The organism is Halalkalibacter suaedae (assembly GCF_017939705.1).
GTDB classification, from domain to species: domain Bacteria; phylum Bacillota; class Bacilli; order Bacillales; family Bacillaceae_D; genus Halalkalibacter; species Halalkalibacter suaedae.
In genome coordinates, this window is record NZ_JAGKSQ010000005.1 from 133,555 (window position 1) to 159,768 (window position 26,214).

23 protein-coding genes and 1 other annotated feature are annotated in these 26,214 nt (G+C 39.8%); of the genes, 1 reads left to right on the forward strand and 22 read right to left on the reverse strand.

Translation table 11 applies throughout. The annotated features are described in order from the left end of the window. Positions 1-25: 25 nt before the first annotated feature. From priA to J7W16_RS13200, 6 genes are all read right to left on the reverse strand, one after another. Entirely contained in the window at positions 26-2,425 is a 2,400-nt protein-coding gene (gene priA / locus J7W16_RS13175) for a primosomal protein N' (protein WP_210597786.1), read from the reverse strand. A 1-nt stretch (position 2,426) separates the two neighbouring features. After that, positions 2,427-3,629 (reverse strand): bifunctional phosphopantothenoylcysteine decarboxylase/phosphopantothenate--cysteine ligase CoaBC, encoded by a 1,203-nt coding sequence (gene coaBC / locus J7W16_RS13180; RefSeq protein WP_210597787.1) that lies wholly within the window; start codon positions 3,627-3,629, stop codon positions 2,427-2,429. A 98-nt stretch (positions 3,630-3,727) separates the two neighbouring features. Continuing rightward, positions 3,728-3,961: a DNA-directed RNA polymerase subunit omega gene (rpoZ, locus tag J7W16_RS13185; protein WP_210597788.1), complete on the reverse strand. Its 234-nt coding sequence runs from the start codon at positions 3,959-3,961 to the stop codon at positions 3,728-3,730. A gap of 1 nt (position 3,962) precedes the next feature. Beyond that, entirely contained in the window at positions 3,963-4,577 is a 615-nt protein-coding gene (gene gmk, locus J7W16_RS13190) for a guanylate kinase (protein WP_210597789.1), read from the reverse strand. A 48-nt stretch (positions 4,578-4,625) separates the two neighbouring features. Then, positions 4,626-4,889: an extracellular matrix/biofilm regulator RemA gene (remA, locus tag J7W16_RS13195; protein WP_210597790.1), complete on the reverse strand. Its 264-nt coding sequence runs from the start codon at positions 4,887-4,889 to the stop codon at positions 4,626-4,628. Between the two features lie 87 nt (positions 4,890-4,976). Next, positions 4,977-5,858 carry a YicC/YloC family endoribonuclease gene (locus J7W16_RS13200; RefSeq protein ID WP_210597791.1) on the reverse strand — a complete coding sequence of 294 codons (882 nt, stop codon included), beginning with the start codon at positions 5,856-5,858 and terminating at the stop codon, positions 4,977-4,979. A gap of 151 nt (positions 5,859-6,009) precedes the next feature. Here J7W16_RS13200 and J7W16_RS13205 point away from each other — a divergent pair, with 151 nt between their 5' ends. After that, a complete protein-coding gene (locus J7W16_RS13205) occupies positions 6,010-7,716 on the forward strand; it encodes an Rqc2 family fibronectin-binding protein (protein WP_210598034.1) in 1,707 nt (568 codons plus the stop codon). 59 nt (positions 7,717-7,775) lie between these two features. On the opposite strand, the gene J7W16_RS13210 is transcribed toward J7W16_RS13205, so the two are convergent. The 16 genes from J7W16_RS13210 to J7W16_RS13285 form a co-directional block, all read right to left on the reverse strand. After that, on the reverse strand, positions 7,776-8,477 hold the full coding sequence (locus J7W16_RS13210) for a class I SAM-dependent methyltransferase (protein WP_346726931.1): 702 nt from the start codon (positions 8,475-8,477) through the stop codon (positions 7,776-7,778). Further along, positions 8,462-9,097, reverse strand: a complete 636-nt coding sequence (gene pyrE, locus J7W16_RS13215) for an orotate phosphoribosyltransferase (RefSeq protein WP_210597792.1) — start codon at positions 9,095-9,097, stop codon at positions 8,462-8,464. The genes J7W16_RS13210 and pyrE overlap by 16 nt, the downstream gene beginning before the upstream one ends. Next, complete coding sequence (pyrF, locus tag J7W16_RS13220; RefSeq protein ID WP_210597793.1) at positions 9,097-9,807, reverse strand: orotidine-5'-phosphate decarboxylase; 711 nt, start codon at positions 9,805-9,807, stop codon at positions 9,097-9,099. Before pyrF ends, pyrE begins: the two co-directional genes overlap by 1 nt. Then, entirely contained in the window at positions 9,789-10,718 is a 930-nt protein-coding gene (locus J7W16_RS13225; RefSeq protein ID WP_210597794.1) for a dihydroorotate dehydrogenase, read from the reverse strand. Before J7W16_RS13225 ends, pyrF begins: the two co-directional genes overlap by 19 nt. Next, entirely contained in the window at positions 10,715-11,491 is a 777-nt protein-coding gene (locus tag J7W16_RS13230) for a dihydroorotate dehydrogenase electron transfer subunit (protein ID WP_210597795.1), read from the reverse strand. The genes J7W16_RS13225 and J7W16_RS13230 overlap by 4 nt, the downstream gene beginning before the upstream one ends. An 18-nt stretch (positions 11,492-11,509) precedes the next feature. Next, positions 11,510-14,701 carry a carbamoyl-phosphate synthase large subunit gene (carB, locus tag J7W16_RS13235; RefSeq protein WP_210597796.1) on the reverse strand — a complete coding sequence of 1,064 codons (3,192 nt, stop codon included), beginning with the start codon at positions 14,699-14,701 and terminating at the stop codon, positions 11,510-11,512. 17 nt (positions 14,702-14,718) lie between these two features. Beyond that, positions 14,719-15,807 (reverse strand): carbamoyl phosphate synthase small subunit, encoded by a 1,089-nt coding sequence (locus tag J7W16_RS13240; protein ID WP_210597797.1) that lies wholly within the window; start codon positions 15,805-15,807, stop codon positions 14,719-14,721. Next, positions 15,804-17,081, reverse strand: coding sequence for a dihydroorotase (locus J7W16_RS13245; protein WP_210597798.1), 1,278 nt, complete (start codon positions 17,079-17,081; stop codon positions 15,804-15,806). Before J7W16_RS13245 ends, J7W16_RS13240 begins: the two co-directional genes overlap by 4 nt. Then, on the reverse strand, positions 17,074-18,000 hold the full coding sequence (locus J7W16_RS13250; RefSeq protein WP_283246050.1) for an aspartate carbamoyltransferase catalytic subunit: 927 nt from the start codon (positions 17,998-18,000) through the stop codon (positions 17,074-17,076). Before J7W16_RS13250 ends, J7W16_RS13245 begins: the two co-directional genes overlap by 8 nt. A 182-nt stretch (positions 18,001-18,182) precedes the next feature. Next, positions 18,183-19,493 carry a solute carrier family 23 protein gene (locus J7W16_RS13255; protein WP_210597799.1) on the reverse strand — a complete coding sequence of 437 codons (1,311 nt, stop codon included), beginning with the start codon at positions 19,491-19,493 and terminating at the stop codon, positions 18,183-18,185. 46 nt (positions 19,494-19,539) lie between these two features. After that, positions 19,540-20,079, reverse strand: coding sequence for a bifunctional pyr operon transcriptional regulator/uracil phosphoribosyltransferase PyrR (gene pyrR, locus J7W16_RS13260; RefSeq protein WP_210598037.1), 540 nt, complete (start codon positions 20,077-20,079; stop codon positions 19,540-19,542). Positions 20,080-20,276: 197 nt separating this feature from the next. Then, positions 20,277-21,191: an RluA family pseudouridine synthase gene (locus tag J7W16_RS13265; RefSeq protein ID WP_210597800.1), complete on the reverse strand. Its 915-nt coding sequence runs from the start codon at positions 21,189-21,191 to the stop codon at positions 20,277-20,279. Next, the gene (gene lspA / locus J7W16_RS13270; protein WP_210597801.1) at positions 21,192-21,659 is read right to left on the reverse strand and encodes a signal peptidase II; all 468 of its coding nucleotides are present in this window, start codon (positions 21,657-21,659) and stop codon (positions 21,192-21,194) included. A 180-nt stretch (positions 21,660-21,839) separates the two neighbouring features. Further along, positions 21,840-22,484 carry a TraR/DksA C4-type zinc finger protein gene (locus J7W16_RS13275; RefSeq protein WP_210597802.1) on the reverse strand — a complete coding sequence of 215 codons (645 nt, stop codon included), beginning with the start codon at positions 22,482-22,484 and terminating at the stop codon, positions 21,840-21,842. Between the two features lie 132 nt (positions 22,485-22,616). Beyond that, positions 22,617-25,379 (reverse strand): isoleucine--tRNA ligase, encoded by a 2,763-nt coding sequence (gene ileS / locus J7W16_RS13280; RefSeq protein ID WP_210597803.1) that lies wholly within the window; start codon positions 25,377-25,379, stop codon positions 22,617-22,619. Positions 25,380-25,433: 54 nt separating this feature from the next. After that, positions 25,434-25,646, reverse strand: a binding site (T-box leader). A 61-nt stretch (positions 25,647-25,707) separates the two neighbouring features. After that, complete coding sequence (locus tag J7W16_RS13285; protein WP_210597804.1) at positions 25,708-26,196, reverse strand: DivIVA domain-containing protein; 489 nt, start codon at positions 26,194-26,196, stop codon at positions 25,708-25,710. Positions 26,197-26,214: the final 18 nt, after the last annotated feature.

Here is a 26,214-nt window from a genome sequence, read left to right on the forward strand (position 1 = left end):
CCGCCCTTCTCATACGTGCAGCAATCTATGTAAATAAATATGGCTGTAAGTCTATCGTCATTTGTAAATGACCTTGATTAATTTCTCGGTTAAAATGCTGTCTAATCTCTGTTAATGTTTTCCTAAGTTTCGGTTCGTTTTTGTATTTTATCATGCATTGATAGCGATATCTATCTTTTATACGTGCAAGTGGAGATGCTACTGGACCAAGAACAGTCGTTTCTTCTGAGAGTTCTCTTTTTAAAAAGGAGGTCACTTTTTCCGCAACATGAATCACATTCATTAGTTCAGAATGGGCCATCGTAATTAAAACAACATATACATATGGGGGATACTGTCCAAACCTTCTTTGGGCCATTTCTGTTTGAAAGAATTGATCATAATCATGCGATTGAACAAGATCGATACTATAATGATCAGGCGTATACGATTGAATGACTACTTCTCCTAGTAATTGATGACGCCCAGCTCTCCCACTTACTTGTTCAAGTAATTGAAATGTTCTTTCCGCAGAACGAAAATCAGGTATATGAAGCATGGAGTCTGCTGCAATTACACCAACAAGTGTTATATTCGGAAAATCTAAGCCTTTCGCTATCATCTGTGTACCCAGAAGAATGTCAGCCTCTTGACGTCCAAATGCAGATAACAACTTTTCATGAGCACCTTTGCGACGGGTTGTATCGATATCCATGCGTATGACTCTAGCTTCCGGAAGCACTCTAGTTAATTCTTCTTCTACTTTTTGAGTACCTGATCCAAAAAAACGAATATGTTCACTGTCACAGGACTCACATGTTGTTGGCATACGTTCTTCATGACCACAGTAATGACATTTCAATGCGTTTTGAGCACGATGATAGGTTAAAGAAATATCACAAAATTCACAGGACGCAACATATCCACAGTCTCGACACATTACAAATGTCGAATACCCTCTTCGATTCAAAAATAAAACACTTTGTTCTCCTTTTTGAAGGCGGTCCTGAAGCTTTTCAAATAATGCATTTGAAAACATTGATCTGTTGCCAAGACGAAGTTCCTCTCTCATATCGACAATATGGACACTCGGCATCGGACGATTTTGCACCCGCTCTTTTAGAGTTAGTAGGTGATAGACGTTTTTTTGAGCTCTAGCAAATGATTCTAAAGATGGTGTTGCACTTCCAAGAATTACAGGACATTCATGATTTTTTGCTCTCTCAATGGCTACGTCCCTCGCATGATAGCGCGGATTCTCTTCCTGCTTATAGCTTGACTCATGTTCTTCGTCAATAATAATCATGCCTAGATTAGTGAAGGGGGCGAAAATTGCCGACCTTGCCCCAACAACGACCTGGACCTCCTTCCGCTGTATCTTTCTCCACTCATCGTATTTTTCTCCCATCGAAAGCCCTGAGTGCAACACAGCAACCTTGGAACCAAATCTCCCTTTAAATCTTTCAACCATCTGGGGCGTAAGAGCAATTTCAGGAACGAGCATGATTGCTTCTTTACCTTGTTCCAATGCAAGATTGATTGTTTGTAAATAGACTTCCGTTTTTCCGCTTCCTGTTACACCATGTAGTAAAAAAACACGGTGCGATTGGTTGTTTAGGGTATCATAAATCGGCGTGATGACTTTTTGCTGTTCAGATGTTAATGGCAGTGGCTCGGTCCGTTGAAAATCAATTCCAGCAAGAGGGTTTCGATATACCTCCTGCTCGAATTCCTCAACTAACCCCTTGTCAATTAATGCTTTCACCGTCTGTCTCGTTGTTCCCACTTGCTTAACTGCTTCTGAAACAGAAATTGCTGCTTTATTTTGCAAGAGAAATTCAACTAGTTCCTTTTGTTTTTGTGCCCTTGCAGGTATATCATTCAATCGTTCAGCTGAAGCGAGGACACGGATATATTTCTCTGACTTCTTCTTTCCTTTTTCCTCAACCAGATATTCGACTTCGAGCTGATTGTTTTTGATTGCACGTAGGCACTCTTCAATAATTGGTTTGCTTTGTTGAAGCAAGTCAGTCCATAAAACAGGTTGCTTCTCTATAAATAAGGAGCGTATTCCCTCAGGCAGTTGATTTCCTTCGACAATGGAGTGTACTTGCTTCTTTACCTTTGTTCTAAGTGCAGCTGGAATCATTAATTGGAATGCAGATATTTTATAGCTTAGCGTTTGCTCTGAAAGCCAGTTCCCTAAGTCAATGAGTTCTTCTGAGAGGACTGGAACAATATCTAGCAGTTCCTCTAATGGTTTTGTTTTTTTGAATGACGACTCAACTGAAGTCCCAACAACAAATCCTTGAATTTTCCTTGGACCAAATGGAACGACAACCCTCATTCCAGGAAGAACCAATCGCTCCCACTTCTCTGGAATGAAATAATCAAATTGCCGATCTGTTTGTGAGCTTGGTACATCGACAATGACTTGGGCAAACATACTACCTCATCCTTTCTAATAAAGGTATGACCTCATTTAAGATCGTACGAGCAGTTTCTTTTTTAGAAAGCAGTGGATGTTCTTTTATCTCTCCACCTTTAGATATTGTAGTAATTTTATTCGTATCACCTTTGAAACCTGAGCCCTCTTCAATGATGTTATTGGCAATGATGAAATCGAGATTCTTTGTTTCAAGTTTCTTTTTCGCATTGTCAATCAGATGTTCCGATTCCGCTGCAAAACCGACTAATATTTGTGTTGTTTTTCTCTCCCCAAGCATCTTTAAAATATCGGTCGTACGCTCCATCTCGATCGACCACTGTCCTGGTTGTTTCTTGCGTTTATGTACAAATGTTTCTTTTGGGCGATAATCGGCAACGGCAGCAGACTTAATGACAAGGTCAGCTCGCTCAAAGTTCGCTAAGACAGCCTCAAGCATTTCCTGTGCTGATGTGACGTTAATAATGTGAACTCCGTTAGGGCAAGCAAGATTCGTCGGTCCTGAAATGAGCGTTACATTTGCCCCTAATTCATGTGCTGCCTCTGCTATGGCATAGCCCATTTTCCCCGTGGAATGATTAGTAAAAAACCTTACTGGATCAATCCTTTCCTGAGTGGGACCAGCTGTTATTAACACATTCTTACCTTTTAAAGGCTCATCTTTGTGGAAATATGTATGTAAAACATCTACAATCGCCTCAGGCTCGGCCATTCTCCCCTTACCGACCCAACCACATGCTAGATATCCTTCGTCCCCTTCAATGAAAGAGAATTCATCTTGTTTTAAAGTCTGGAAATTTCGTTGAACAGCTGCTCTTTGATACATATTGACATTCATTGCAGGTACAATAAACACTTTAGCCTTTGTAGCAAGAATTGTTGTTGTAATCATATCGTCCGCCATTCCATGAGCAAGCTTTGAAATAATATTGGCTGTTGCTGGGGCGACAACAATCACGTCAGCCCAATCCGCCAAATCAATATGGGCAATCTTGCTCGGATCAGGTTCGTTAAATGTATCTTCAAAAACAGCATGACGTGATAGTGCTTGAAAGGTTAATGGCGTGACAAATTTCTGAGCGGAGGAAGTCATCATTACTTTTACATTGGCTCCTGCCTGTACCATTTGACTAGTTAATGCTGCAGCCTTAAATGCGGCAATTCCCCCACTAACAGCCAAGACAATATTTTTCCCTTTTATCATACTCGACTCCCCTTTTCCTCCATGTCTTTAAAACAAATGAGGTGTCTCAAAAGGCCATAAATGACCTTTTGAGACACCCTCATTGTAACCCTTTTTGGTCAGCCTCTTCCTTCTTCTTCATCCTCTAATGGGACTAAACGAACAAAATGTAACTGATCATCGACAATCTCTTCAAGAGCCATTCCAACAGGCTTATAAGATACTGGCTTTGTTATGAGTGGAACACGCTTGTGGTTTTCACGAATCTCTCTAGCACGCTTTGAAGCTACAGTCACTAGAGTGTACTTAGAGTCTAACTTTGTAAGTAATGAGTCAATCGAAGGATATAGCATATTAATTAACCTCCACTAATTCTTTGTATTTGTCTATTAGGCGTTCGCGTTTACAATGTTCCGCAGTAACAATTGATTTAATTCGTTCAACCGCAAGTTCAACTTGATCATTCTCAACAACATAGTCATACTTTTTCATCATATCGATTTCTTCTCGTGCAACTGTCATACGTTTATTAATGATGTCTTCTGTTTCAGTGCCACGACCAACGATACGATTTCGCAACTCAGCTAGACTAGGTGGCATTAAGAAAATAAAAACGCCCTCCGGGAAGCGTTCTCTGACTTTCAGAGCACCTTGAACTTCAATTTCAAGAATAATATCATTTCCTTGATTGATTGTTTCTTTTACATAATCAATAGGTGTACCGTAGTAGTTACCCACATATTCAGCCCACTCTAATAATTCATTTTGCTCGATCATTTTTTCAAATTGTTCCCTTGTTTTAAAAAAATAGTTTACTCCATCTGTTTCCCCTGCTCTAGGAGCCCTTGTTGTAGCTGAAACTGAATATTGAACAGATGTTTCTTCCTGACGAAGAGCTCCGCAGACTGTTCCCTTCCCAACGCCAGCTGGACCAGATAAAACAAGTAATAGACCTTTCTCTTTCTTCATGGATACCTCCTGCAATGCATTTATGTACAAAGTATAACCTTTTTAAGGTTAAGAATCCTCAGATCCCTCTTCTTTATTTGTTAACCGCTGTGCTACTGTTTCTGGTTGAACCGCACTTAAGATAACATGATCACTATCAGCGATAATCACGGCACGAGTACGTCGACCATATGTTGCATCAATTAACATGTTTCTGTCTCTTGCATCTTGAATAATTCTCTTAATAGGTGCTGACTCTGGACTGACAATGGAAATAATTCGATTAGCTGATACAATATTACCAAAGCCTATGTTAATTAGTTTTATGTTCATATTGACCCCCACTTTAGGAGAGCACTGCTCTCACCATTGTTATCCAAACTAATCTAACTATATACGAAACTTCGTGGGAATTCTAGTTTATTCTATATTTTGGGCCTGCTCTTTTAATTTTTCGATAAAGCCTTTCATTTCGACCACTTGTTGCCTAACAGTCGTATCTGATGCTTTTGCTCCAATTGTATTCACTTCACGATTCATTTCTTGAATTAAGAAATCTAAGCGCCTTCCGATTGGTTCATCTTGATTACAGTAATGAATATACTGCTCCAAATGGGTTTTCAAACGAACAATTTCCTCGCTTATATCGATTTTATCTGCAAATATAGCAACCTCTGTTAGAACTCTTCCTTCTTCAACTGTCCATTCACCATTTAGAAAAGAATCGATTCTCTTCTGTAAGCGTTCTTCATACTTTTGAATGACAATTGGAAGAATATGCTCGATTCGGTCACAACAGCTTTTAATCTCTGTCAGCCAAATTTGCATATCCTTAAAAAGATGCTCTCCTTCTTTTTGTCTCATTGTTACAAGAGATTGAAGAGCCTGTTCAACTGCCTGAAGAATCATCGTCTCTTCAATAGTGCAAAAGTCATCCTCAGCTTCCACAATTGTTGCAAGTTCCTTATTCATTAATAACTCATTCACATCTAACGGGCGTAGTTCTTTGTATTTTCCCTGCAAGGACCTCGATGCTTCGATAAATTGTTCAATTAAGTTCTCGTCCAATTTTAAGTTGCGAGCTGTATGTATTTCACCTTCCACTACAATTGAAAGCTCAATTTTCCCACGATTGATAAACTCTTTCACCTTTAGCTTAACCTTCTCTTCAAGAGCTGGAATTGGTTTTGGTAATCTAATTTGGCATTCTAAAAAGCGTTGATTGACGGACTTTACTTCAACGCTAACGGTGATCTTCTCGTTATTAAGTAAGAAAGATCCGAACCCTGTCATACTTTTCATATTATCACATCCACTCTTCATTTTAACCAAATCACTCTTTCACAACAAGTGCAAACATAAATTCATAAGCTCTATAGGGTATGTAAGCTTAATTCACTCCAGAAAACATGCTATACTAAGCAAAGTAGTAAAGAAAGGAATGATTGTAGCCATGTCATTTGACGGTTTCATGACAAGGGCGATGACAAACGAACTAGCAACGTTGTTAACGTCAGGACGTATATCAAAAATTTATCAACCATATAAAACAGAACTTATTTTCACTATCCGTTCTAATCGAACAAACCATCAGTTATTACTTTCAGCTAATGCAAATTTTGCACGTATTCATCTGACTACAGAGAAATACGATAATCCATCTGCTCCACCAATGTTCTGCATGCTTTTAAGAAAGCATTTAGAAGGAGCTATGATTGAACAGATTGAACAATTAGAAATGGAACGAATTATTATCTTCCACATTCGTAATAAAGATGAACTGGGTGATGAAACATTCAAAAAATTATATGTGGAAATCATGGGACGCCACAGCAATATTAGTCTAGTAGATCAAGAGTCAGGACTAATCCTAGATAGTATTAAACATATTAGTCCAGCCCAGAGTAGCTTTCGAACGGTTCTTCCTGGTCATCTATACAAGCAGCCCCCTGAACAAGACAAGAAAAATCCTTTTGATCTAGATGAGGATGGACTACTTCGCTTGCTAGATTTCAACTCAGGGAAGCTTGATCGCCAGCTTGTTGATCAGATTGCTGGCCTTTCTCCGATTTTGGCCAAGGAAATGGTTCACAGAGCCGGACCTGTTGTTAACCGCGTTACATTGCCAAAGGCCGTATTAGAAGTAATTGATTCAGTACGTGAGAATAAATACACACCAGAAATGCTTACAAGCAATGGCAAAGAATTATTTTCGATCATCCCTTTAACACATTTGAGCGGAGAACGAAAAAGATTTTCAACCGTTAGTGAACTCTTAGATCGCTTTTACTTTGGCAAGGCAGAGCGAGACCGCGTCAAACAGCAGGCACATGACCTAGAACGGTTCCTAAAAAATGAATGGCAGAAAAACAAAAAGAAAATCAAGAAACTTGAACGGACATTGGTCCAGGCTGATCAAGCGAAGGAATATCAAAAGCTAGGGGAACTACTTACTGCAAATTTACATAGCATTAAACGAGGCGATAAGAAGGTAGAAGTCCTTGATTATTATGATGAAAATGGTGCTATGATTACGATTGAGTTAGATCCACAAAAGAATCCTTCAGACAATGCCCAAATGTACTTTAAACGCTATAATAAAGCAAAGAATTCTGTTGCATTTGTCATCGAGCAAATTAACAAGACAGAGGAAGAAGTTATTTATTTTGATCAACTGATTCAACAAATGGAAAGTGCCTCACCAAAAGACATTGAGGAAATTCGTGAAGAGCTCATGGACGAAGGCTATATTAGAAGAAGACAACAAAAAAAGAAAAAGAAAGAAGTCAAACCACAAATTGAACAATACATTTCTTCGACTGGTATTGACTTTTATGTTGGTAAAAACAATAAACAAAACGAATATGTCACGATGAAATTTGCGAGACAGGATGAAATCTGGTTACATACAAAAGATATTCCTGGTTCACATGTGTTAATTAGAAGCACAGAGCCTGATGATCAAACCCTATTAGAAGCTGCTACCGTTGCTGCCTTCTTTAGTAAAGCCCGACTATCTAGCTCAGTCCCAGTTGATTACACAAAAATACGTCATGTCAAAAAACCAAACGGAGCAAAGCCAGGCTTTGTTACTTATGACAAACAAACGACCATTTTTGTTACCCCTAACGAAGATCTTGTTCGTTCATTAAGAAAGTAATTACCGAAGATGAAGAAGAGGGTGCCTAAACTCAGGCACCCTCTTCCTTTTAATCATTTTCAAACGTTCAAAGCGATTGTAATTGTCGCGAGTCCACTTAAAACTTGAACATGTTTGATATTTGTGAATCCTATTGTGTTCAAAAGCTTTGTTAATTCTTCATTCGTATAACGATGCCTCTTTGTTGAAACATTAGACCAAGCTAGCAAGGATTCAAGCTCAAATCCATTTATTTGGTGGTCGTTGGCATAGGCCCGAGCTCTACTTGGATTCATTTCAGGAGCGGGATTTAGCATCGCTAAGACACCATTTGAACAAAGCACTCTTTTCAATTCTATGAGTCCTTTTTCCGGTTCTGGTAGAAGAAACATAACACAGGTAGAAAGAGCAACATCGACTGAGCTTTCCTTAAGTGGGAGATTATAGGCATCGCCAACTACTACCTCAATCTTTGCCTTCATTTCTGGCGAGCGGAGCAAACCCTCTGCCGCAACGACCATCTGTTCTGACAAATCAATGCCAATAAGTTGATTGGCTTCTTCTAGCCCTCTATAAAGCAATCGCCCTGTTCCGCAACCAACATCTACTACGGTCTTATTTTCCCAACTACCAGACAGACTTTTTAATTGATCATGGATTGTCGATAGCCAGTTTGTTTGAGCCATTTCATCAAAAAATGAAACAAGTGAATCAAAATCATTCCCACTCATTTTTCTCATCGTCATCACCCTGCCTTGCTTACTTGCTAAACGTTCATCCACTCTGTTGAAGTAGGATCCTTTCTCCACTCACTTAGTTTTGAAACGTCAGCTGCTGCTATCATACCATTCTCTTTAGCAACATTTAAGAGCGTGGAATACGAAGTGATGATATACGATTGGAGATTCGCTTCTTTAAAAGCGTCTGTCGCCTTTTGAAATTCATATGTAAAGATGGCAACAACGGCAATTACTTCTGCACCAGCGGCCCGTAATGCTTCTGCCGCCTGAATAACACTTCCACCAGTTGAGATCAGATCTTCAACAAGAATGACCTTCTGTCCCTTTGCAATCTTACCTTCAATTTGATTTTGCTTACCATGGCCCTTTGCACTTCCACGAACATAAACCATAGGCAATTCTAACTTTTCAGCTAAGAGAGCTGCATGAGGGATCCCCGCAGTAGCCGTACCTGCGATAACATCAACGTCGTTAAGATTATTTTCTTCAATTAGTTGCGTAAATGCCGTTACAATATCTTTACGAACAGCCGGATATGACAATGTCAATCGATTATCACAATAGATTGGTGACTTCATTCCTGAGGTCCATGTAAATGGATCGTTTGGTTGCAGGTGAACTGCCTCAATATCTAGTAAATGCTTAGCAATCGTCTCTTTCATTATAGTCCCTCCCATTGTTGTTTCATTTCACGATAGACCTGTAGAGGATCATTCGCTCCAGTTATACTTCTGCCAACGACAATCCCCCAACTGCCTAGTTCTCTAGCTTGGCCTGGTGACACCACACGTTTCTGATCACCAACTTCATCTCCTACTCTTCGAATACCAGGAGTGACTGTATAAAAAGAAGTGCCACAAGCTTGATGGATCAATGGAACCTCTTGGGCAGAGCAAACGACACCATCTACCCCGCTTGATTTCGCTAGTAAGGCATAGGATTGCACGACTTCAGTTAACGGACGTTGAATTAAGAGCTCATCTTGCATTGTTTGTTCATCGGTACTAGTTAACTGTGTAACAGCAATCAAAACAGGTCTTCTGCTTCCTGAAGATGTTCCAGTCTCTAAACCTTCTCTTGCCCCAGCCATCATTTTTTGACCACCAGCAGCATGCACATTAACAATATCGATATTTAGCTTAGCGAGTTCTTTCATCGTTCTCTGAACGGTATTTGGAATATCATGCAGCTTTAAATCTAAGAAGATGCGGTGACCCTCTTCCTTTAGTTGTTCAATAACTTTATTTCCTTCACGGTAAAATAACTCCATCCCGACTTTTACATAGAGAGATTCGCCTTTTAATGATTCTAGTAAAGCCAATCTCTTTTCTTTATTGTCTAGATCAAGAGCGATTATGAGAGGACGTTGCATTTTTTCCAGCTCCCTCCAATTAGATCGGTTATTTGTTCTACCCCTAGCTCATCAAGTAAACGTGGAAGTTCCTCAATAATGGTTGGACAAATAAAGGGATCAGTGAAATTAGCCGTCCCGACCGCTACTGCACTAGCTCCCGCTAACATAAATTCAACAACATCCTCGGCTGTTTGCACGCCACCCATTCCGATAATCGGAATGTTCACTACTTGACTAACTTGATGGATCATTCGAATGGCAACAGGCTTTATTGCTGGTCCTGAAAGTCCACCATAGCCATTTGAGAGAATTGGTTGTCTTTTACGTAAATCAATGCGCATCCCAAGTAATGTGTTGATCATTGATAATCCATCTGCTCCAGCAGCTTCAACCGCTTTTGCAATCGCTACAATGTCTGCCACATTCGGAGAAAGCTTAACATAAACAGGCACATCCGAAACATTTTTCACTTCTCTTGTCAGCTCTGCAGCTACCTCGGGTACTGTTCCAAAAGCGATCCCACCTTGCTTCACATTCGGACAAGAAATATTTAGTTCAAGTGCATGTACGTTCTTGACTTTAGATAATTTTGCGGCCGTTTCAATATAATCAGAGATTTCTGTGCCAGCAACATTGGCTACAATTGGTACATCATAGCGCTCAAGCCATGGGAGTTCGTTATTCATGACCCCCTCAAGCCCTGGGTTTTGAAGTCCAATTGCATTTAACATTCCAGCAGTTGTCTCAGCAACACGAGGTGTTGGATTACCGAATCTTGCTTCAGCCGTCGTTGCTTTAATTGCAATTGCACCTAGTAACTCAAGATCATAAAATTGGGCATACTCTTTACCAAACCCGAAGCAGCCTGAAGCCGGCATAATTGGGTTTCTCATTGATAAGCCTGGTAGTTCAACTTTTAACCGACTCATAGGACAACCTCCCCAACTGGAAATACCGGTCCGTCTGTGCATACTTTACGGTAGCTTGTTCCTGTTTCATCGCCGACTACATGACATACACAGGCAAAACAAGCACCTACACCACAGCCCATTCTCTCCTCTAGAGAAAGAAAGACACGTTGATCTGCATAAATAGTTGATAAAGCCTTTAGCATTGGTGTTGGGCCACAGGAATACATTGTGTCAAAAGAAAGTTGTTGGTCTTTAAGCACATCTGTAACAAACCCTTTTGACCCGTATGTCCCATCAACTGTCACTACATATGTTGGACCAAGCTCTTGAAACTCCTGCTCATAAAAGACATTCTCTACACTCTGGAATCCAAGGATATGCACAACATTGACTCCACGAGCCTTTAACTGTTTAGACAAATAATAGAGAGGAGGGACACCAATTCCACCACCGACTAGCACAGCTGTTTCCCCAGGTTGGGTTTCCTCTAGTGGAAACCCATTTCCTAGTGGACCAAGTATATCGACTTGTTCACCTTCTTGCTTAACAGACAAGCGCTTCGTCCCTTGTCCTTCAACTCGGTAAAGCATCGTCACACTTTGTTCATCAAGGTTGACATCACAAATACTAATCGGCCTTCTAAGCAATAAATCATCGCTCGTTCCTACGCGCAAATGAAGGAATTGCCCTGGTTCTGTCATCTCACTCGCTAATGGACCTACACATGTAAGCTCCATTATATTTGACGTGAGGGCACGCTGTTTTGTTATCGTTAAATTTTCTTTTCTCATGCTTGTCCCTCCTTCTCTCTATTGTTGCATTTGTGGCATATGTTCAGACGAAAATGTAATTGATTCAAGTACTCGCAGAAGTGCTTCAGCTGTATCAATAGAAGTTAAACAAACTACACCATTCTCTACAGATTCACGACGGATCCGGAAGCCATCTCTAGCTGGCTGTTTTCCTCTTGTTAACGTATTAATAACAAACTGCGCTTGCCCTTGTTGGATGACATCTAGTAAATGTGGCTTTGCCTCGCCAATTTTATTTACAACAGTGACTGGAATATTTACTTCCTTAATGAATGTCGCTGTACCAGCAGTCGCCATAATATCAAATCCAAGATGATGGAAACGTTCAACGAGACTTAACGCTTCATCCTTGTCTTTATCAGCAACTGTGAATAACACTGATCCGTGTGTCGGAATGCTCATCCCAGAAGCAATTAACCCTTTGTATAAAGCCTTCTCAAGTGTATGATCTCTTCCCATTACCTCGCCTGTTGATTTCATTTCAGGCCCAAGTGTAATGTCGACTCTACGCAATTTTGCAAACGAGAACACAGGAACTTTTACGGACACTTCCTTTGCCTCTTCTTGGTAGCCAGTTTCATAGCCAAGCTCTGGTAGCTTTTTACCTAGCATAACTTTTGTAGCGAGATTAGCCATTGGAACACCTGTAATCTTGCTTAGAAATGGCACTGTACGACTTGAACGTGGGTTTACTTCTAACACATAAACCTCATCCTTGTGCCAGACAAATTGAATATTTAAGAGTCCTACAATTTTTAAGCCTCTAGCAATTGAGATCGTTCGATCAATTAATTTCTGCTTCAGATGATCAGGAACAGTTTGTGGCGGATAGACCGCAATTGAGTCACCTGAGTGAACACCTGCACGTTCAATATGCTCCATAATTCCTGGTATAAAGACATTCTCACCATCTGAAATTGCGTCAACCTCAAGCTCTTTTCCTGTAAGATAACGATCAACTAAGACTGGGTGTTTAGGATTTACATTCACTGCATTTGTCATATAGTTTAATAATTCGTCTTCCTTGTATACAATCTCCATTGCACGTCCACCAAGTACGTAAGAAGGGCGAACAAGAACTGGGTAACCAATTTCACTTGCAATCTCAATTGCACCTTCAACCGACGTTGCTGTACGTCCAAGTGGCTGAGGAATATCTAGTGAAAGTAGTGTTTGTTCAAACTTGTCGCGATCCTCGGCACGATCCATACTCTCAAGTGATGTACCGATAATTGGAACGCCTCTTGCCTCTAAGTCCGCAGCAAGATTGATTGCTGTTTGACCACCAAACTGTACTATGACACCTTCTGGTTTTTCTTGATTAAAAACATGCATGACATCTTCAACTGTTAATGGTTCAAAATACAATTTATCTGATGTACTAAAGTCAGTTGAAACTGTTTCAGGGTTATTATTCATGATAATCGCTTCATAGCCAGCTTCTTTAATTGCCCATACCGTATGAACGGTTGCGTAATCAAACTCGATTCCTTGTCCAATCCGGATTGGCCCAGAGCCTAGTACAAGAATACTCTTCTTATCTGTTTGTATGGATTCATTTTCTTCTTCATATGTTCCATAAAAATAAGGAGTTGCTGATTCAAACTCCGCTGCACAAGTATCAACCATTTTGTAAACAGGGACAATTCCTTCTTGTTGACGCAACTTGTATATGTCAAGCTCTTCTTTGTTCCATATGCGTGCTAATGCTAAATCTGAAAAGCCACGCTCTTTTGCTTTTGCTAATAATTCAATATTATTCGGTTGATCAATTAATTCTTTTTCTAATGTAATGATTCTACTTATTTTCTGCATAAAGAATCGATCAATTTTAGTCAAATCACAAAGCGTTTGAACCGCTTCCCCTCTGCGAAGCAATTCAGCTAGAACAAACAAACGCTCATCATCTGCTTTTGGAATACGAGCAAGCAGAGTATCAGTATCAATTTGAGCAATTTTTTTATCGTAGAGATGATCATATCCTGCTTCAAGTGAACGGACTGCTTTTAGTAACGATTCTTCTAAGTTACGACCAATTGCCATTACTTCACCAGTCGCCTTCATTTGCGTTCCTAATGAACGGTTTGCTGCATCAAACTTATCAAATGGCCAGCGCGGGATTTTGGAGACAACATAATCCAGTGCTGGTTCAAAGCTAGCGTATGTTTTCCCAGTAATCGGGTTCATTAATTCATCTAAGCTATAGCCAACCGCGATTTTCGCGGCCATCTTTGCAATCGGATAACCTGTTGCTTTAGATGCGAGTGCCGATGAACGACTAACGCGTGGGTTCACTTCGATAATGTAATATTGATCACTATAAGCATCATGAGCAAATTGAACATTACAACCACCCTCAATGCCAAGTGCACGAATGATCGTTAATGATGCATTACGCAGGCGTTGGTAATCACGATCTGTTAATGTTTGACTTGGTGCAACAACGATTGAATCCCCAGTATGAACCCCAACTGGATCGATATTTTCCATATTACAAACAACAATTGCATTATCCTTTGCATCACGCATGACTTCATACTCGACTTCTTTAAAACCAGCAATACTTTTTTCAATTAAGCATTGCGTAACTGGACTATATTTTAAACCACTTGTAACTATCTCTTTTAATTCCTCATCATTATCAACGATTCCCCCACCTGTTCCACCCAATGTGTAGGCAGGTCGAACAATGATCGGGAAGCCAACTATTTTAACAAACTCTTGAGCTTCTTCAAGTGTATGAACAATCTCACTTTCAGGTACTGGTTGATTTAATTCATGCATTAGCGTACGGAACAGATCACGGTCTTCTGCTTGACGAATCGCGTCAAGATCTGTACCTAGAAGTTCAATTTGATAACGTTCTAGAATGCCAGATTGTTCTAACTCCATTGCCATATTTAAACCGGTTTGACCACCAAGTGTCGCAACAATTCCATCTGGACGTTCCTTGCGAATAATTTTACTAACAAATTCAAGTGTAATTGGTTCAATATAGACACGATCTGCCATCGTTGTATCTGTCATAATTGTTGCTGGGTTAGAGTTTATTAAAATAACCTCATATCCTTCTTCCTTTAAAGCCTGACAAGCTTGAGTTCCTGCATAATCAAATTCTGCTGCTTGTCCGATCACAATTGGACCTGAGCCAATAACTAATATTTTCTTTATATCAAGTCGCTTTCCCATTCAATCATCTCCTCCAGTTATGCTTGTACAGTTACTTTCTTTGCTTCTTCCATCATTTTCATAAATGCGTCAAACAAATCATTTGCATCATGTGGACCCGGTGATGCCTCTGGGTGATACTGTACACTGAAAGCCGGTACATCTAAATGCTTTATTCCTTCGACCGTTCCATCGTTAATCGCGACATGTGTAAGTGCAAGTCTTGTTCCTTCTAGAGACTCTGCATCAACAGTGTAGCCATGATTTTGGGCAGTAATTGCTATTTTACCTGTTTCTAAATCACGAACAGGGTGATTGGATCCTCTATGACCAAAGCGTAGCTTGCTTGTAGTTGCCCCGCCCGCAAGTGCTAGCAATTGATGCCCTAAACAAATACCGAAAATCGGTACTTTTCCTAAAAGGTTTTGAATCATTTCAATTGATTCAGGTACATCAACTGGGTTTCCTGGGCCATTACTTAGCATAATTCCATCAGCACCAAGACGAAGAATTTCTTCTGCGGTTGTGTTATACGGAACAACAACAACATCACACTGCCTTGAAATTAATTCTTGTAAAATGCCATGCTTCATTCCAAAGTCTACTAATACAACACGATTACCTCTTCCAGGAGCATGATATGGATCTCTTGTGGAGACCCTAGCCACCTGATCGTGCGGTTGCTCAGAATTCTTTAATTCGCTAATGATTTCATCTACATTCACATCGATCGAGCAAATTCTTCCTCGAAGTGTTCCATGCTCACGGATTAATCTTGTTAATTTACGAGTATCAATTCCGCTTAAACCAGGAATATCTTTAGCCTCGAGCAATGTGTGTAATGGTTCTTCTTCACGAAAATGACTAGGTTCTGGCTCGTATTCTTTAACAATTAAGCCATTGATCGAAGGTGTAATTGATTCAAAGTCATCTCGATTAATACCATAGTTCCCGATAAGCGGATAAGTCATCGTAATGATTTGAGCACAATAGGAAGGATCTGATAGAATTTCCTGATAGCCTGTCATTCCTGTATTAAAAACAACCTCACCACTTAATTCCTTTGTTGATCCAAAACCATCCCCGACAAAAATTGTTCCATCCTCTAAAATAAGTTGACGTTTCACGTTGTCACCTGCCCTTTCTCCCAAACAAGTTTTCCATCTACAAATGTGTATATTGGCCAGCCTTGGCATACCCAACCGTTAAATGGTGTATTTTTACCTTTAGATTCAAATTTTTCTTTATCAATCTTTCTTTCTTCATCTAGATCAATAATTGTTACATCTGCAGCTGCCCCTTCTTCTAATGAACCAGAAGCTAATCCAAATGTATTAGCCGGTTTAATTGAGAGCCAGTCCACTAACTGCTTAAGTGTGATTCGTTCAGTTTTCACAAAATGTGTATACAGTAGAGGAAATGCGGTTTCCAAACCAACGATTCCAAAAGGAGCACGTTCAATCCCGACTGATTTTTCTTCCTCGGTGTGTGGTGCATGATCTGTCGCGATAAAATCAATCGTTCCATCTAAAAGTCCTTCCCATAATGCATCCTGATCTTCTTTCGATCGTAGCGGTGGATTCATTTTAAAATTAGGATCGACACCTTCAATATCGTCTTCACAAAGAAGCAGGTGATGAGGTGTAACCTCAGCTGTCACTTTAATGCCTGCTCGTTTCGCATCTCTTACTACACGAACAGAGGCCTTTGTACTAATATGACAGACATGATAATGAGCACCAGTTGCTTCTGCTAAAAGAACATCACGTGCAATATGAACGGATTCGCATACAGACGGGATTCCTTTTAAGTTATTGGCTTTTGAATAGACCCCTTCATGCACACAACCTTCATGAATAAGCGTATTTTCCTCACAATGAGCAACGATTGCCATATCAAGTGCAGCCGCCTTCGTCATTGCCTGAAGCATCATATCAGCTGATTGCACTCCAACACCATCGTCGGTAAATGCAAACGCTCCAGCTGCTTTCAATCCTTCAAAGTCAGTTAGCTCTCTTCCAAGCTGACGAGTTGTAATTGCAGCATATGGTAGGACACGCACAGTCCCTGTTGATTTAATTCGTTCTTGTAGCCATTCCATTTGTTCGATCGTATCTGGTACTGGTCTTGTATTGGGCATTGGAGCAATTGTTGTGAACCCTCCTGCCGCTGCAGCCTTCGTTCCAGTTGCTATTGTTTCCTTATGTTCTCCGCCTGGTTCTCTTAAATGAACATGGACATCGACTAATCCTGGAGAAACCAATTTTCCAGTAACATCAATACTTTTTAACTCAGTTCCACTTGGTTCTGTATACTGGATTTTGCCATCTACTAGATAGAGATCCTTTTGTATGAGTGAACCAGTACCGTCAATAATCATCCCGCCAGTTAATTTAATCATTTAATTGCCCCCCTGTAATTGCTCTTTGCATGACCGCTTTTCTTACAGCTACACCATTTTTCATTTGCTTGAAAATTCTAGATTTACTGCATTCAACTAATTCACTCGCAAGCTCTACTCCTCGATTTACAGGTGCAGGATGTAAAATGATTCCCGTTTGCTTCATTTTCATTTCTCTTCCAATTGTTAAGCCATATTCGTGATGATATGACTCTTTCGACCAGGACATTGATCCGTCATGACGTTCGTGTTGGATTCTGAGGAGCATCACCACATCGGCATCAGGTAAAAACGAGTCTAGTTCAACATGTTCATACTTGTCAGCAAAACCAGTCATCCAGTCGTAAGGTCCAGCTATTTTCACATTGGCACCTAATCTCGTTAAAACATCAGCATTTGAACGAGCAACGCGACTATGGCGTAAGTCACCAACAATTACAATATTTAAACCTTGGAAAGAATTGAATTCCTGCTGAATTGTTAGTAAATCTAGTAATGATTGAGTTGGATGATGCCCACTTCCGTCTCCACCGTTAATAATAGGTATCGACAATTTATCTTTTATTTGTTGGTAATATTCATTCTCAGGATGGCGGATAACAAGAAGATCAGCACCTATCGCTTCAAAGGTTTTAACAGTGTCTAGTAAGGACTCTCCTTTTTGCACACTTGAGTTTTCTTCGGAAAAAGATAGAACATGTAGACCTAATAATTTTTGAGCAACCTCGAAGCTATAGCGTGTTCTCGTACTCGGTTCAAAAAAAAGATTCGCTACAACTACATCTCTTTCTGACTTCCATTGCTTTCCTTTTGCAAACTGATCTGCCATGTTCAGTAGGTTAGCAATCTCTAATGTTGACATTGTTTCAAGTGTTAAAAGCTCTCCTCGAATCCCCATTTGTTCAGTAACTGCCATCATTAAAACCAGCCTCCTTTGAATGTATGTGACTCCTGTTATAAAAAAATACCCTGAGAAAATGCTTCTCAGGGTATGCAGAACTAAAGAGATATCATTACCTCTTGTCATTCCTACCCCTTTGAAGTCTCTCTGTACCTCGTTAAAAGGGAAAACTATAATCAATTAATTTAATAAAGCCTATATTAATTTTCGAGATCTGTTTCAAACATTGGCTTCTTTCCATAACTTACTTCTTTTTCAGGCAAGACTAAATGTAGGATAATTCCCACAATTGTCGCAAGTGCCATTCCAGCAATTTGGATTTGATCACTAACTTGGATAAACGCTCCACCAATTCCAATTACCAAAATAACAGACGATATAATTAAGTTACGCTTAGCTCCAATGTCTATTTGATTATCAATTAACATCCTTAGTCCAGACGATGCAATAACACCAAATAACAGAATGGAAACACCACCCATTACAGCCGAAGGAATGGTATCGATTAAGGCTGAGAACTTTCCAATAAATGCGAGACAAACCGCAATCACTGCTGCCCCTGCAATAACAAACACGCTAAATACACGAGTAATCGCTAATACACCAATATTTTCTCCGTAGGTTGTATTTGGCGGTCCACCAAGGAATGAGGCTATCATTGTTGCAACCCCGTCCCCCATAATTGAACGATGTAAACCTGGCTTCTCAATGAAATTTCGACCAACCACTTTACTTAATACCATCTGGTCGCCAATATGCTCAGCAATTGTCACAACAGCGATCGGTACCATCACAGCAATGATTGTCCAATTAAATATTGGTGTGTATGTGGCAAATGGAACCATCACACTCGGGGCAACAATCCACTCTGCATCTATTACTGGTTGGAAATCAATGACTCCGAACAGTAGTGACACAATATACCCACCCGTAATCCCAAACAAAATGGGGACTAAACTGAAAAACCCCTTAAAGAACATTGACGCAATAATCGTGATTGCTAGAGTGATTAATGCAATCGTAAAGAGCGTTCCATCATATACTGGTGGTTTTTGTGTTAAGTCATTCATCGCCATATTGATAGCCGTACCTGACAATCCCAAACCGATGACGATGATAACAGGTCCAACAACAATTGGAGGAAGGATTTTCATAATCCAGCCAATACCGATTGTTTTAATTAAAAGGGCTACGACGCCGTACACAACTCCTGCAAAAAAGCTTCCAACCATGGCTCCCTCTGGCCCTCCAACAAGCATCGCTGTCTGTATTGGAATAATAAATGCAAAGGATGATCCTAAGTAAGCTGGAATTTGTCCTTTAGTTATTAATAAGTAAGCAAGTGTTCCTAAACCACTCGAAAGTAAAGCAACGGAGGGACTTAAATCAACTAAAAACGGTACTAATATTGTCGCCCCAAACATCGCAAATAAATGCTGAATACTTAGTATGAGCCATTTATCAAACCTTGGTTTTTCATTGACTCCAATTCCACCTGTTTTCTCTTCCATCTTGCTGCAACCCCTAACTACATGGTCTTTCTACTAGACCTTTTCTCTATTTTTGTTCAATTGTTACTTCATCCATCTGATCAACTTCGACGAGCTTAGCAACAATTATCTCACTCTTAGATGTTGGCACATTCTTCCCGACATAGTCAGGGCGAATAGGTAATTCACGATGGCCTCTGTCAATCAGCACAGCTAGTTGAATTTGTTCCGGACGTCCAAGATCAATCAATGCATCCAATGCTGCCCGAACCGTTCTTCCAGTATAAAGAACATCATCAACAAGAATTACTTTACGATTCATAATTTCAATTGGGATATTTGTTCCCTGTAAAATAGGTTCTTCAGATGCTGATTTCACCGTCAGATCATCTCGATATAACGTGATATCTACTTCACCAACAGGAATCTTGGCACCCTCTATCTGTTCTATTCTTTCGGCTAAACGATTAGCTAAGTAAATCCCACGAGTTTTTATACCTACTAATACACAATTATCAATTCCCTTATTGTGTTCAATGATCTCATGTGCAATTCGAGTTGTTGCTCGCCTAATCGCTTGTTCATCTAATATCACTCGTGACATTATTCTTTCCTCCCTTTATAAAAGAAAAAACCTCTCAAGTCCATAGACATGAGAGGTTACAGGCATATACAGATAGACAGATTGCCTCTGTCTATCTAGCTCCGAACTCCTTCTCAGCCTCACGGGACTGTAGTTAAAGGACTATTAAGTTATTACTAAGTATGACGGAATTACTCTAAGCTGTCAACGACTTTTTTCGACTAATTCGAACGTAATAAAGTTAGGAGATGTTCAATATCGGCTGGAAGAGGTGCTTCAAAAAGCATTTCTTCTCCAGTTCTAGGATGTACAAACCCTAGTATTGCTGCGTGTAATGCCTGACCATTAATATCCAGTGTTTTTCTCTTCGGCCCGTATTTCGGATCCCCTGCTAATGGGTAACCAATATATTTCATATGCACACGAATTTGATGTGTACGACCCGTTTCTAATTCACATTGGACATACGTATAGTTCTTAAATGTTTCAAGAACAGTGAAATGTGTAACTGCATCTCGACTATTCTCTTCCGTTACGGTCATACTTTGACGGTCTTTTTTATCTCTTCCAATAGGGGCATCAATTGTGCCATACTCGTGACTAATCACACCGTGCACAATGGCCTTGTACATTCTTCGTGTTGTTTTCGCTTTTAATTGTTCAACTAATGATTCATGGGCACGATCATTTTTGGCCACCATAATTAAGCCTGATGTATCCTTATCAATTCGATGGACAATACCAGGTCTAATGACTCCATTAATGCCTGATAGGTCCTTGCAGTGATGCATTAATGCATTTACAAGAGTACCGGAATAATGACCTGGGGCAGGATGAACGACCATTCCTCTTGGCTTATTAACGACAACGACATCTTGGTCTTCATATACAATATCTAACGGAATGTTCTCAGCTTCAATTTCAAGCTCTTGCGGCTCTGGAATTACTAAGGTGATGAGATCATTCGTCTCCACCTTATAGTTTCGCTTTGCTTTCTCCCCGTTTATCTTTACGTGTTCATCAACAATCCATTGCTGAACTTGTGTACGAGACCAGTCTTCATTAAAGCTCGTTAGTAATTTGTCCAATCTTTCTAACCGATTTTCTTCTGCTACAGTCCATTGATGCTGTTCCATTTACTTAATCTCCTTCTTTTGCTTCCGCTCATCACTTAACATTTTTATAAATAAGAGGCCGACACCAATACAAAGAGAAGCGTCCGCTACATTAAATATCGCAAAATCATAGCCGAAAATATATGTATCAACAAAGTCAACTACTTCTCCTCTAAACAGGCGATCAATAAAATTTCCAATTGCTCCACCTAAAAGTAAAGCAAGAGAGATTCCATATAAGCGACTTTTCGAAGCTTCCTTCTTCATAAAATAAATAATACCTATCACTACAATTACCGTTATTATATAGAATAACCACATTTGTCCCTCAAGTATTCCAAAAGCAGCTCCTCTATTTCGATGTGAAGTAAAATAGAGAAAAGGTTCAATAATTGTAATACTCTCACCAAGTGCCATCTTTGTTTCAACAATCCGCTTTGTAATTTGATCAAATACAATGATGACAAGAGCTATAATATAATATTTCAAGGTACGTCCTCCGTTCTGTGTCCAATACTTTCCATAAAGATTATAGCACAAAAGCTAGTGACAATGAGTGTAAATATCGAGCAATGGCTCCCCCGCTGCAGCAGTTTATTGAATTGAAATGCAGCGGCTTTGCTCATTGACTCCATTTTTTAAGAGAACATCTGTCTTTAGTTGGCGGGATTACTTGCCATTCAAGTATTGGTCGTAATGAACATTTCTTTGAAACTCCACGTTATCATCACCTGTATATCCATCAATTCCTGTTGAAAGAAACCCCTCAATCTCTTCAACATAACCGATTAGTTCACCTGATTCATCTAAGGAAGAATCCTCAAACACCATAGGAAGCTCATTAAACTCAGCTACCGATTGGTAGGAATCTTCAGCATCGAACTGAGTCTCATCATCACGATTATCAAAATTGTATTTTCTAAATCCACCTAAGACATCCTCTTCAGATGGACGATCATCTGTAATTCGATTATCTACAGCCTCGACAACTGTCCTTGCAGCCGGGCTAGCTTCGAGTCTTTCGTAAGGAATTTCTTTTCCCGTCACTTCGCAAATACCAAAAACTCCAGTTTCGAATTTAGCAAGTGCATGTTCTATTTCTTCATGCTCTCTTTCTAATTGCTCATGTAATGCCATATCTTTTCCTCTTTCGAACATCGTTGTCGCTGTATCTGCCGGGTGATTATCATAATATGATAATTCACCTGTTGAATCCATCATAGACATATGTTCGTTCTCAAAATTCTCCTCTAGTCGCTGTTCAACTTTTGCTTTACGCTCCAAAAGCTGTTGTTTAATCCTTGAATAATCCATTATCTATTCCCCCAATAAAGCAATGTCGTCTATTTCGACGCTTATTTATAGTGTGACCATCCGAAGTCGATGTAGCCTAAACAAGTTTTTACAGCAAAAAGACCGTCCCATTCAAGGACGGCCCTTCTAGAATTATGCATAATACTTTGTAACTGTTTCAGCACAAGACGAACAAAGACCTGGATGTTCATCATGTTTGCCAACTGTTGTAGACACAACCCAGCAACGCTCACATGTTTCGCCTTCAGCAGGCTGAACAACAATTGACAAGTTGTCAAATGTAACCGCCGTTTCAGGAGCATCAGCTGCCTCACCCGCAATTTCCACTTGAGAAACAATAAATAATTTCTCTAATGTTGGAATGGTCGTTAACAGTTCACGAACATTGCCACTAGCATAAAGGGTAATTGCCGCTGTTAATGATTTTCCAATTACCTTTTCATTTCTTGCTTGTTCAAGTGCTTTTAATACATTATCCCTAACGATCATAAAATGATCCCATTTTGCTTCTAGATCTGCTACTTCACCAAAGGATTGAGGTTTTGGCATATCAACAAGCTGAACACTTTCTTCTGCTACCGCAGGAATTTGCTCCCACACTTCATCAGCTGTATGACTCAGAATTGGCGATACAAGTTTCGTAAGTGAAACAAGAACTTCATACATAACCGTTTGAATGGCACGACGAGCAGGGTGATTCGCATGTTCGATGTATAAAGTATCCTTTGCCAAATCCATGTAGAAAGAACTTAAATCAATTGTGCAGAAATTATGAATGGTATGATACACATTCGAGAACTGATAATGCTCATAGCCATCTGTTACTTTTTCAATGACTTTATTTAGCTTAACAAGCATGAACAAATCAACACCCTCAAGCTTCTCCAAATCGACTTTATCTGTAGCTGGATTAAAATCATGTAAGTTTCCTAATAAGAAACGGAATGTATTACGAATTTTACGATATGTTTCAGACACTTGCTTTAAGATCTTATCTGAAACCCGTACATCAGCTTGGTAATCGACTGAAGCTACCCAAAGACGAAGAATGTCTGCACCGAGTTGCTTCATGACATCGTTAGGAATGACAACATTTCCAATTGATTTACTCATTTTGCGTCCTTCTCCATCAAGAGCAAAGCCATGGCTTAACACACCTTTATATGGTGCTTTTCCAGATACAGCTACACTTGTAGACAAAGAAGAATTAAACCAACCACGATATTGATCAGAACCTTCAAGATATAAATCGGCTGGTCGTCTCAGATCATCTCTTTCTTCGAGTACTGCTTGATGTGAGGAGCCTGAATCAAACCAAACATCCATGATATCCATTTCTCTTGTAAACGTGCCACCAGGACTATGTTCTGATGTGAAGCCTTCTGGTAAAAGTTGTTCAGTATCCCATTCAAACCAAATGTTTGAACCATGTTGACGGAATAGTGCTGAAACATGATCAATTGTCTCATCGGTAATGATCGGCTCACCATTTTCACCATAGAAAACAGGGATTGGAACACCCCATGCACGTTGTCTAGAAATACACCAATCGCCGCGATCACGTACCATGTTAAACAGGCGTGTTTCTCCCCATTTAGGTACCCACTCTACTTCTTCAATTGCTTGTAGAAGCTCTTTACGGAACTGTTCAATTGAAGCAAACCACTGTGCAGTAGCACGATAAATAACTGGCTTCTTCGTTCTCCAATCATGAGCATAGGAATGAGTAATGAATGTTAGCTTCATTAATGCTCCTACTTCATCTAGTTTCTCACCAATTGGCTTATTTGCCACATCATAGAATAATCCTTCGAATCCTGGTGCTTCGTCAGTCATATATCCTTTATCGTCAACAGGGCATAATACATCTAATCCGTATTTTTGACCAACGATATAATCCTCTTCCCCGTGCCCTGGAGCAGTGTGAACACAGCCTGTACCCGCATCTAAAGTAACATGATCACCACACATGACCAAAGAGTCTCTACCGTAAATTGGATGCGTTGCGACAACATATTCTAGTTCAGAACCTTTTAATGTTTTAACGATTTCAACGTTTTCCCATTCAAATACCTTTGTTAACTCTTCAAGTAGTCCTTCGGCAACAACATATTTTGTTTCATTGACAAGTACCACCACATAGTCAAGTTCTGGGTGCACTGAAATTCCTAAATTAGCTGGAATTGTCCAAGGAGTTGTAGTCCAGATAATAATCTTTTCGTTGCCATCAAGAGCATTTTTGCCATCTTTGATATCAAAAGCGACATAAATAGATGGAGAGCGTTTGTCGTGATACTCAATTTCGGCTTCTGCTAGTGCTGATTCAGATGACGGAGACCAATAGACAGGTTTCTTTCCTTTGTAGATATATCCTTTTTTAGCCATATCTCCAAACACTTTGATTTGTTGTGCTTCATATTGCTTATCTAGTGTTACGTAAGGATTCCACCAATCTCCTCTAACACCTAGACGCATGAACTGCTCTCGTTGACGACTGACTTGTTCACGGGCATATTCCTCACAAAGCTTACGGAATTCTGCAACACTCATTGATTTACGATTAACCTTACCATTTTTCGTTAAAGCTGTTTCAATCGGTAGTCCATGTGTGTCCCAGCCTGGTACATACGGAGCTTGAAAACCACTCATCGACTTATAACGAACAATAAAGTCTTTTAAAATCTTATTCAATGCATGCCCCATATGAATATCTCCATTAGCATATGGAGGACCATCATGTAAAATATATAAAGGGCGACCTTCTGTTCGTTGTTGAACCTTTTGATAAATGTCCATCTCTGACCATTTTTCTTGACGATCTGGCTCACTCTTTGGTAAATTTCCACGCATTGGAAATTCAGTTTTAGGCATTAGTAGTGTTTCTTTGTAATCCATTTTTTTGCTCCTTTTAATCGTGATTTAGACAATAAAAAAACTCCTCGCTCCCAAAAAAGGGACGAGAAGTTAACCCGTGGTACCACCCTCATGAAAAGTAACCTTTCCACTCAAGCATTCGTAACGAGAATGACACGTTGCAGCCTACTTAACGTTCAGTGCAAAACTAAAGGGTGATCTTCCAATGTTGTCAGTCTTCAGGCTCGCACCACCCCTGAATCGCTATGCACTGTTACACATTGTACTCTTCCTTATTATTGTCTGTATCAACATTCAATTATTTGAGATAATTATATGATAGTCATGCGATAAGTGCAAGGTACGATCGTTATCTATCTTCTGTAACTTCTTCAGTTGACTCAGTAACGTCATCCCAATCATCTGTTTGTAACATTTCAAGCTGTGCTTCAATTAACATTTTAAAACGCATTTTATAAACTGATGCCTGCTTCTTTAACTCCTCCATATCCATCATTACTTTTCTTGACTTCGAAAGAGCATCATTGATGATACGATCAGCATTCTTTTCTGCTTCTTTAACAATTAGTTGTGCTTCCTTCTGTGCATTGCGTCTGACTTCTTCTGCTGTTTCTTGAGCAATTAAGATGGATTTATGAAGTGTCTCTTCCATGTCTTTAAAGTGGCCAAGCTTCTCGTCGAGCATGGTCACTTGCTCAAATAAATCTTTTTTCTCACGTAAAATAGCTTCATAATCTTTGATGACTTGATCCAAAAATTCATTTACTTCGTCCTCATCGTATCCGCGAAATCCTCTGGTGAACTCCTTGTTGTGAATATCCAAAGGTGTTAAAGGCATTACGCCACCTCCTAGTTG

What these genes read in the sequence shown, in the direction of transcription:
- priA (WP_210597786.1), bottom strand. Translation starts at nt 2,425, where the DNA reads ATGTTTGCCCAAGTCATTGTCGATGTACCAAGCTCACAAACAGATCGG.
- coaBC (WP_210597787.1), bottom strand. Translation starts at nt 3,629, where the DNA reads ATGATAAAAGGGAAAAATATTGTCTTGGCTGTTAGTGGGGGAATTGCC.
- rpoZ (WP_210597788.1), bottom strand. Translation starts at nt 3,961, where the DNA reads ATGCTATATCCTTCGATTGACTCATTACTTACAAAGTTAGACTCTAAG.
- gmk (WP_210597789.1), bottom strand. Translation starts at nt 4,577, where the DNA reads ATGAAGAAAGAGAAAGGTCTATTACTTGTTTTATCTGGTCCAGCTGGC.
- remA (WP_210597790.1), bottom strand. Translation starts at nt 4,889, where the DNA reads ATGAACATAAAACTAATTAACATAGGCTTTGGTAATATTGTATCAGCT.
- J7W16_RS13200 (WP_210597791.1), bottom strand. Translation starts at nt 5,858, where the DNA reads ATGAAAAGTATGACAGGGTTCGGATCTTTCTTACTTAATAACGAGAAG.
- J7W16_RS13205 (WP_210598034.1), top strand. Translation starts at nt 6,010, where the DNA reads ATGTCATTTGACGGTTTCATGACAAGGGCGATGACAAACGAACTAGCA.
- pyrE (WP_210597792.1), bottom strand. Translation starts at nt 9,097, where the DNA reads ATGAAAGAGACGATTGCTAAGCATTTACTAGATATTGAGGCAGTTCAC.
- pyrF (WP_210597793.1), bottom strand. Translation starts at nt 9,807, where the DNA reads ATGCAACGTCCTCTCATAATCGCTCTTGATCTAGACAATAAAGAAAAG.
- J7W16_RS13225 (WP_210597794.1), bottom strand. Translation starts at nt 10,718, where the DNA reads ATGAGTCGGTTAAAAGTTGAACTACCAGGCTTATCAATGAGAAACCCA.
- J7W16_RS13230 (WP_210597795.1), bottom strand. Translation starts at nt 11,491, where the DNA reads ATGAGAAAAGAAAATTTAACGATAACAAAACAGCGTGCCCTCACGTCA.
- carB (WP_210597796.1), bottom strand. Translation starts at nt 14,701, where the DNA reads ATGGGAAAGCGACTTGATATAAAGAAAATATTAGTTATTGGCTCAGGT.
- J7W16_RS13245 (WP_210597798.1), bottom strand. Translation starts at nt 17,081, where the DNA reads ATGATTAAATTAACTGGCGGGATGATTATTGACGGTACTGGTTCACTC.
- J7W16_RS13250 (WP_283246050.1), bottom strand. Translation starts at nt 18,000, where the DNA reads ATGATGGCAGTTACTGAACAAATGGGGATTCGAGGAGAGCTTTTAACA.
- J7W16_RS13255 (WP_210597799.1), bottom strand. Translation starts at nt 19,493, where the DNA reads ATGGAAGAGAAAACAGGTGGAATTGGAGTCAATGAAAAACCAAGGTTT.
- J7W16_RS13265 (WP_210597800.1), bottom strand. Translation starts at nt 21,191, where the DNA reads ATGGAACAGCATCAATGGACTGTAGCAGAAGAAAATCGGTTAGAAAGA.
- J7W16_RS13275 (WP_210597802.1), bottom strand. Translation starts at nt 22,484, where the DNA reads ATGGATTATTCAAGGATTAAACAACAGCTTTTGGAGCGTAAAGCAAAA.
- ileS (WP_210597803.1), bottom strand. Translation starts at nt 25,379, where the DNA reads ATGGATTACAAAGAAACACTACTAATGCCTAAAACTGAATTTCCAATG.
- J7W16_RS13285 (WP_210597804.1), bottom strand. Translation starts at nt 26,196, where the DNA reads ATGCCTTTAACACCTTTGGATATTCACAACAAGGAGTTCACCAGAGGA.